The 6,661-nt window shown below is 74.3% G+C and carries 4 protein-coding genes and 1 pseudogene; 1 reads left to right on the forward strand and 4 read right to left on the reverse strand.

The features are described from left to right. Positions 1 to 11 precede the first annotated feature (11 nt). A complete protein-coding gene (locus ABZS66_RS42840; protein ID WP_354768251.1) occupies positions 12 to 1,535 on the reverse strand; it encodes an NB-ARC domain-containing protein in 1,524 nt (507 codons plus the stop codon). Between the two features lie 210 nt (positions 1,536 to 1,745). On the opposite strand from ABZS66_RS42840, the gene ABZS66_RS42845 reads away from it, so the two are divergent. Continuing rightward, positions 1,746 to 1,928, forward strand: a complete 183-nt coding sequence (locus tag ABZS66_RS42845) for a hypothetical protein (protein WP_354768253.1) — start codon at positions 1,746 to 1,748, stop codon at positions 1,926 to 1,928. Positions 1,929 to 1,955: 27 nt separating this feature from the next. Here ABZS66_RS42845 and ABZS66_RS42850 read toward each other — a convergent pair whose 3' ends face one another. The 3 genes and pseudogenes from ABZS66_RS42850 to ABZS66_RS42860 form a co-directional block, all read right to left on the reverse strand. Further along, on the reverse strand, positions 1,956 to 4,961 hold the full coding sequence (locus ABZS66_RS42850; RefSeq protein ID WP_354768255.1) for a BTAD domain-containing putative transcriptional regulator: 3,006 nt from the start codon (positions 4,959 to 4,961) through the stop codon (positions 1,956 to 1,958). Between the two features lie 220 nt (positions 4,962 to 5,181). Beyond that, the gene (locus tag ABZS66_RS42855) at positions 5,182 to 6,096 is read right to left on the reverse strand and encodes a GNAT family N-acetyltransferase (RefSeq protein ID WP_354768257.1); all 915 of its coding nucleotides are present in this window, start codon (positions 6,094 to 6,096) and stop codon (positions 5,182 to 5,184) included. A 170-nt stretch (positions 6,097 to 6,266) separates the two neighbouring features. Beyond that, positions 6,267 to 6,661: pseudogene (locus tag ABZS66_RS42860) on the reverse strand (hypothetical protein); the annotation flags it as partial.

Consider the following 6,661-nt stretch of genomic DNA (forward strand, 5'->3'; position numbering starts at 1 on the left):
GCCGCGCGGTGTCACGCGAGCACGTCGCCGCGGGCCGGCCGGGACTCGGCCGTGCCGGCCCGCAGCGGCGGCAGCCGGTTCGAGCGGGCCAGGCTCATCTTGCGGCCCACCACCCCGTCCGGCCGGGCCTGCGGCGCCGCCGAGGTCCGCGCGGCGTGCGGCGTGCTGACGGCGAACGCGCGGACCAGGGTCGACACGCCGTAGTGACCGGTGCCGTCGGCCCGGGTGACCAGGCCACTGTCCACAAGGGACTCCAGCAGCTCGTCGGCGGTGCCCGCGGCGACGCCCAGGAGGGCGGCGAGCCCGGCGGCGGTGCGTGCGCCCGCCGGTCCGCCGCCCACCGGCGCGGGGCCGGTCGCCGCGAGCTGGTGCAGGGCGTGCCGGGCGGCGGGGGTCAGGCGCCGGTAGGCGACGGCGAAGATGTCGCGGACCTTGACGTCGCCGACGCTGAGGCCGGCCATGAGCCGCTCGGCGTCGGCGAGCAGCCCGGCCACGGCCGACACCGTCCACTCCGGCCGGGCGGCGATGCGCCGCCCGACGACGCTGATCGCCAGGGGCAGGTGGTCGCAGAGCTCCGCGACGATGCCGGCGGCCTCCTGCTCGGCCCGGATCCGTTCGTCGCCGGCGAGCCGGCCGATCAGGGTGAGCGACTCGGCCCGGCTGAACGGGTCCAGGTCGATGCGCCGCACACCGTCCAGCCCGAGCAGGCGGGCTCGGCCGGTCACCACGACCAGGCTGGACGTGGCGCGGCCCAGCAGCGGCCGTACCTGCCGTTCGTCCTGGGCGTCGTCCAGCAGCACGAACAGGCGGCGCTGCGCCAGCAGCGAGCGGATCAGGCCGATGCGCTGCGTCGCGTCCTCGGGCACGTGCGCCGCGTCGACGCCCAGCGCGTGCAGGAACCCCTGCACGACGGCGATCGCCGACGGTGTCCCGGCGCCGGCGCCGCCCAGGTCCGCGTACAGCTGGCCGTCGGGGAACGCGCCGGCCAGATCGTCGGCGAGCCGCAGCGCGAACGCGGTCTTGCCGATCCCGATCGGCCCGCTGACCAGCAGCGCGGAGGTGACCGCACCGTCCGGGGCGACCAGCCGCGCCGCGTCGGCCAGCGCCTCGGCGCGGCCGACGAAGGTGTCGGAGCCCATCGGCAGCTGCGCCGGGCGCGCCGGCACGCCGCCGGGCTGCGCCGAGCCCGCCCGGTCGTGCGCCACCACGCTGCGTGCGGCCGCGCTCTGGGCCGCCGTACTTGCAGTCGCCGTGTTCTGGGCTGCCGTGCCCTGGATCGCCGCGAGCTCGCGCCAGCGTTGTTCCCAGACGGCGGGCTCACCCCCGCACGCCGCCACGAACGCCAGCGTCACCGGCAACGACGGCAGCCGGTGGCCGCTGGCGGCGCTGGAGAGCACCGACGGCGCGAACAGCGCCGACCGGGCGAGCTTGCGATAGCTCGGGTTGCCCGCCGACCGGCGCAGGGTCCGCAGGTCGTCGGCGAACTCGCCGAGCGGGTCGTGCAGGCTGTCCAGCGGTCGTTCCGGCCTACCCATGTGATCCCCCCGAGCGAGGCGGCGTGACGCACACTGCGCGAATGGTGCGTGCTCAGTTCTGCCCGTCGGCGCTATCCGCGCGCCATCACGGCGACAACCGGCCGTGATAACGCCGCCGATAGCGGCGCGATAACAACCGCGATAGCCCCGGGTTTGCGGCCCTTCATACGTTGTCGCCACTTGACGGAACGAGCGAAGGAAAGGCCCGCCATGCGTGCAAAGGACGTCACCAGGATCGCCCTCGTCGTCGCCGCCACCGCCGCGCTGCTGATCGGCGCCGACAGCGCCGGGGCCGGCACGGGTACCGCGCCCACCGGCAGCACGTCGGCGCCGGCCGCGCAGCCGAGCGCCGGCCCGACCGGCCCGATCACCGGCAACAACCCGTGGGACTGACGGTGCCGCCAGGCGTGCGACGCGCGGTCAGCGCCGGCCGGTGACCGTGGCCAGCAGGTGCTCGGCCTCGCCGCGCTCCAGGTCCATGCTGCGGTCCTGAAAGGTGGCGATCGCGCGTTCCAGCAGCTCGGCAGCCGCGGCGGCGTCACCGATGCGGTCCATCAGACGGGCGAGGTCCAGCCGGATCAGCGCGGCGCCGCCATGGTCCAGGACCTGCTCGCGGATCGTGAGACCGCGGATGAACATCTTCTGCGCCTGCGCGAAGCGCCCCATCTCGGCGTTCACCTCACCGAGGTTGCGCAGCAGGTGCCCCTCGCCGATGACGTCGCCGCTGCGCCGGACCATGCCCAGCACCTCCGCCAGGATCTGCTCCGCCTGCGCGCTCTCCCCGCGCTGGGCCAGGAGCTGCGCCATCCGGCGCAGCGCCTGCGCCTGGCCGCCGACGTAGCCCGCGGCACGGTAGATCTCCAACGCCTCTTCCAGCTCCGCGTGGGCGATCACGCTCTCGCCGCGCCGCATCCGGATGTGCGCCCGCTGGGTGAGCACCGACGCCCGGCCCACGACGTCGCCGGCGCGGTCGAAGTCCAGCACCGCCGACTGGTAGTTGTCCAGCGCATCGTCATCGGCGCCGCGTTGCCGGTCGAGCAGCCCCAGGTCCCGCCGGCACATGGCCAGGCCGTGCCGGTCGTCGAGCCGCTGGAACAGCGCCAGCGCGCGATCCAGCACGGCGCGCGCCTGGTCCGGCTGGCCGCGGCTGATGTGCAGGGTGCCGAGGGAGCCGAGCAGCACCGCGGTGCCGCGCACGTTGCCGGCCCGGTCGGTCGCCGCGAGGGCCTGCCGGTGGCTCTTCTCCCACTGGGCGTGGTAGCCCCGCGCCTCGAACAGCGTCACCAGGGTCGCGGCCAGGTCCCAGCACAGCTCGTGCAGCTGCGCGGCGGCCGCCTGCTCGACGGCGGTGCACAGGTTGACGTGCTCGTTGTCCATCCACTCCAGCGGGTCGGCGAGCACCAGCTCCACGTACGCGGGCGGCGGCTGCCAGCGCGGCGCGGAGCCGTGCAGCACCGTGTAGTCGCCCCCGTAGATCTTGCGGTGCGCCTGCTCGGCGATGGCGAGCCAGCCGCCGATCATCCGTTCCCACGCGGCAACCCGCACCGTCTCGCCGTCGATCGCGACGAGCTGCTCACGCGCGAACACCCGGATGATCTCGTGGAAGCGGTACCGGAACTCGCCGGTGGGCTCCACCGCCACGACCTCGAGCATCTGCACGTCGACGAGCGGCTCCAGCAGGTCCGACGGGAACGGCCGGCGGTCGTCGAGGGCCGCGCCGGCCAGCCAGCCCGGCATGGTCGGCCCCTCGGCGAGGCTCAGCAGCCGGAGCAGCTGCCGCGCGGTGCGGTCGAGCCCGTCGTGGGTCAGCGACAGGCTGGCCCGCATGGTCATCTCGCCGTGGGCCAGCTCGTCCAGGCGGTGCCGTTCGTTGGCCAGCCGGTCCACCATCGACGCCAGCGACCAGTGCGGCCGGGCGGCCAGCCGGGCCGCGATGATCCGCAGCGCCAGCGGCAGCCCGCCGACGGTACGCACGAGGCCGACCGCGGCCTGCGACTCCTTGGCCACCCGCCCGGCGCCGATCACCCGCCCGAGCAGCTCCAGCGCCTGCGCGGTGTCGAGGATGTCCAGCTCCAGCTGGTGCGCGCCGGGCAGCCCGGTCAGCCGGGCCCGGCTGGTCACCAGCACCGCGCAGCTCTCGCTGCCGGGCAGCAGCGGGACGACCTGCGCCTCCGACGCGGCGTTGTCCAGCACCACCAGGACGCGCCGCTGGGCCAGCAGGTTGCGGTACATCTCGGCGCGCTCGTCGACGTCGTCCGGGATCATCGGGCCGGGGATGCCGAGCGCGCGCAGGAACCGGCCGAGCACCTCGACCGCCTCGACCGGCACCGCCCGGGTCCCGCCCAGGTCGCAGTAGAGCTGACCGTTCGGGAAGTGCTGGCGGCCGAGGCGGTGCGCGATGTGCTTGGCCAGCGTGGTCTTGCCGACCCCGGGCATGCCGACGATCACCACGACGCCCATGGCCCGCCCCGCGTCCTGCCCGGCGAGGACCTCCTCGGCAGCGGCGATGAGCTCCTCGCGGCCCACGAAGTCGGCGGTGTCGGCGGGCAGCTGATGCGGGTGCTCCACCTGCGGCGGGCCCGCCGCGCCGGTCGCGGACCGCCCGGCGGTGTCGCGTTCGGGCACGTCGTGCAGCGCACCGTCGCCGGCCAGGATGGCGGCCTCCAGGCTGCGCAGCTCGTCGCCCGGGGTCAGTCCCAGCTCCTCGATGAGCAGGTCCCGGCCGGTGCGGTACACCTCGAGGGCCTCGGCCTGCCGCCCGGAGCGGTACAGCGCCAGCATGAGCTGGCCGCGCAGCCGCTCCCGCAACGGATGTTCGTGCACGAGCCGGCCGATCTCACCCACCAGCTGGTGGTGCCGGCCCAGGTCGAGCTCCAGGTCGAGATAGGTTTCGATGGCGGTGAGGCGGTCCTCGTCGATGCGCAGCGCCTTGGCCCGCAGCGCGTCGCTGGGGATGCCGGTGAGGAAGGGACCGCGCCACAGCGCGACCGCCGAGCGCAGCCGGTCCGCCGCCTCCGCCCTGCCGCCACCGTCGGCGAGCGCGCGCGACTCGGCGACCAGGCGGTTGAAGACGTGCAGGTCGATCGCGTCGTCGGCGGCCCGCATGAGATAGCCGGGGGGCTTGGTGTCGATCGACGCCTGGATCCCCGCGTCGGCGATGGTCCGGCGCAGCCGCGACACGCAGATCTGGACCTGGGTCCGTGCGGTGTCCGGCGGGTCCTCGTTCCAGATCAGGTCGACCAGATGATTGCTGCCGACCACCCGGTTGTTCTCCATCAGCAGCGCCGCCAGCACCACTTCCTGCCGGCCGGGCGGCACGCGCACGGGCCCGCCGTGGCCGGTGACCTCCAGCGGTCCGAGCACCCGGAACTCGATCTGCGCTCGCCCCGGCAGGCCCGCCACCGCGGACCGATAACGTATCTCCACGGTGAGGGCGCCTTCACGGGAATCGGGGAACGTTGATTTAAACAGTCGCCTTCGGATCGCCCGCTGTCTATCACGCGAAGGTCGCTCGATTTGGCCCGGACGACGGTTGTGCGCCCGCGACCCGCGCGTTTAAAGTGCCCATCTATTCAACCCGCCGAGCTTCATGAGCGCGACGGCATGAGGCCCACAGCCGCCCGGCCGTGAGCCTCATGTCAATCGATTACGCCGGATGGCTCAGCATGAGTCGCCGCTGCGCCACCGGATACCCGGCACGGGCGAACGTGGCCGCCATCGGTGTGTTCGTCACGTCGGTGTCGGCGGTGATGACCTCAGCGCCCTGCTCGACCAGGATGTGGGTGCCCTCGGCGAGCAGGTCGTACGCGTAGCCGTGCCCCCGTGCCTCGGGCAGCACCCCGACATAGGCGATGATCGGCGAGGCGTGGTTGCGTGCGGGTATCACGATGCCGGTGAGGTTGCCCGCCGTGTCGCGGGCCAGGCGCCACCAGTCGCGCGGACTCGGCAGCCAGGCCAGGAACTCCAGGTCGTCGGCGATGGCCGCCTCGACGCCCGCGCGTTCGATCGCCTGGCGCTGGTGGAAGTCGAGGCTGCCGGTCAGGATGCGGCGCAGCACGTCGTGCAGGACCGCATCGTCGGAGACGGGGTGGTACGTCAGCCGCGCCGGGCGCCCCGGCAGGCCGTCGGCCGGCGTCCACCGGTACCGCAACCGCTCCAGGACCGGGATGAACCCGGCCGCGCCGGCGGCGGTGACGCGCGACTGGGCCGCGCGGTGCGTCTCGGGCACGTCGTGCCAGTCGGTCGGCAGGATGAGGTGGTAGTCGACGGTGAAACCGGCGGCGCGGAGCAGTTCCCCGCCCACCGCCGGGTCGGTGCCGGGATCGAACCAGTCCAGCGCCACCGGGGCGCTGTCGTCAGGCCCGCCCCACCAGGCGGCCCGCGCGACGACCCGGTCGCCGTCGAGGGCGACCCAGGTCCACTCGGGACGGTACTGGCCGGCGGCCATGGTCTCGGCGAAGTCCCGGCCGAGCAGGGCCATGCCAACGGTCGGCGGCTCGGGCATGGACTGGAACAGCGTGTGCTCGCCCGCGCGCAGCGTGCGGATGACCAGGTCGGTCACAGGAGCATCCTCTACAGGAGAAAGCGGTGTGCTCCCGTGATTCAGCGGTCGCCCGGACGGGTCGGGAGCACGGATGGGCAGAACACCATCGCACTCACCTCCTTCGTCGCTACGGGCGCGGTGAGGAACCTATCACGCCGCCGGGCGCCCCGCGGACCCGGACGGCGGGTTCAGCGGCGCGACAGCCAGGACCGCAGGTTGCCGATCCACAGTGCCACGGCGGCCGCGGCCAGCAGCGCGGCGACGGTGAGCCGCCAGTGCCGGGCCACGGTCTCGACCACGGTCCAGCCGGCCAGCAGTACCGCGGCCGTCACGAACGCCCGCCGCAGCAGCCGCAGCAGCCGGGCGCGGGCCGCGGCCTCCACCGCGACGAGCACCGCGAGCAGCGCGACGACGGACCAGAACACGCCGAACGGCGGGCTGAACACGATGAGCGCGGCCCCGCCGAGCACGACCGACGCCGACGCCGCCGACCACAGCAGCAGGAACCGGCGCCGCCCCACCCGCTCGGCCGGCGACGGCAGCCGGCGCTCCGGCGGGTCCGCGGGCGCGGGCGGCGGCTGCC

This window comes from Dactylosporangium sp. NPDC005572 (assembly GCF_040605515.1).
Lineage (GTDB): Bacteria > Actinomycetota > Actinomycetes > Mycobacteriales > Micromonosporaceae > Dactylosporangium.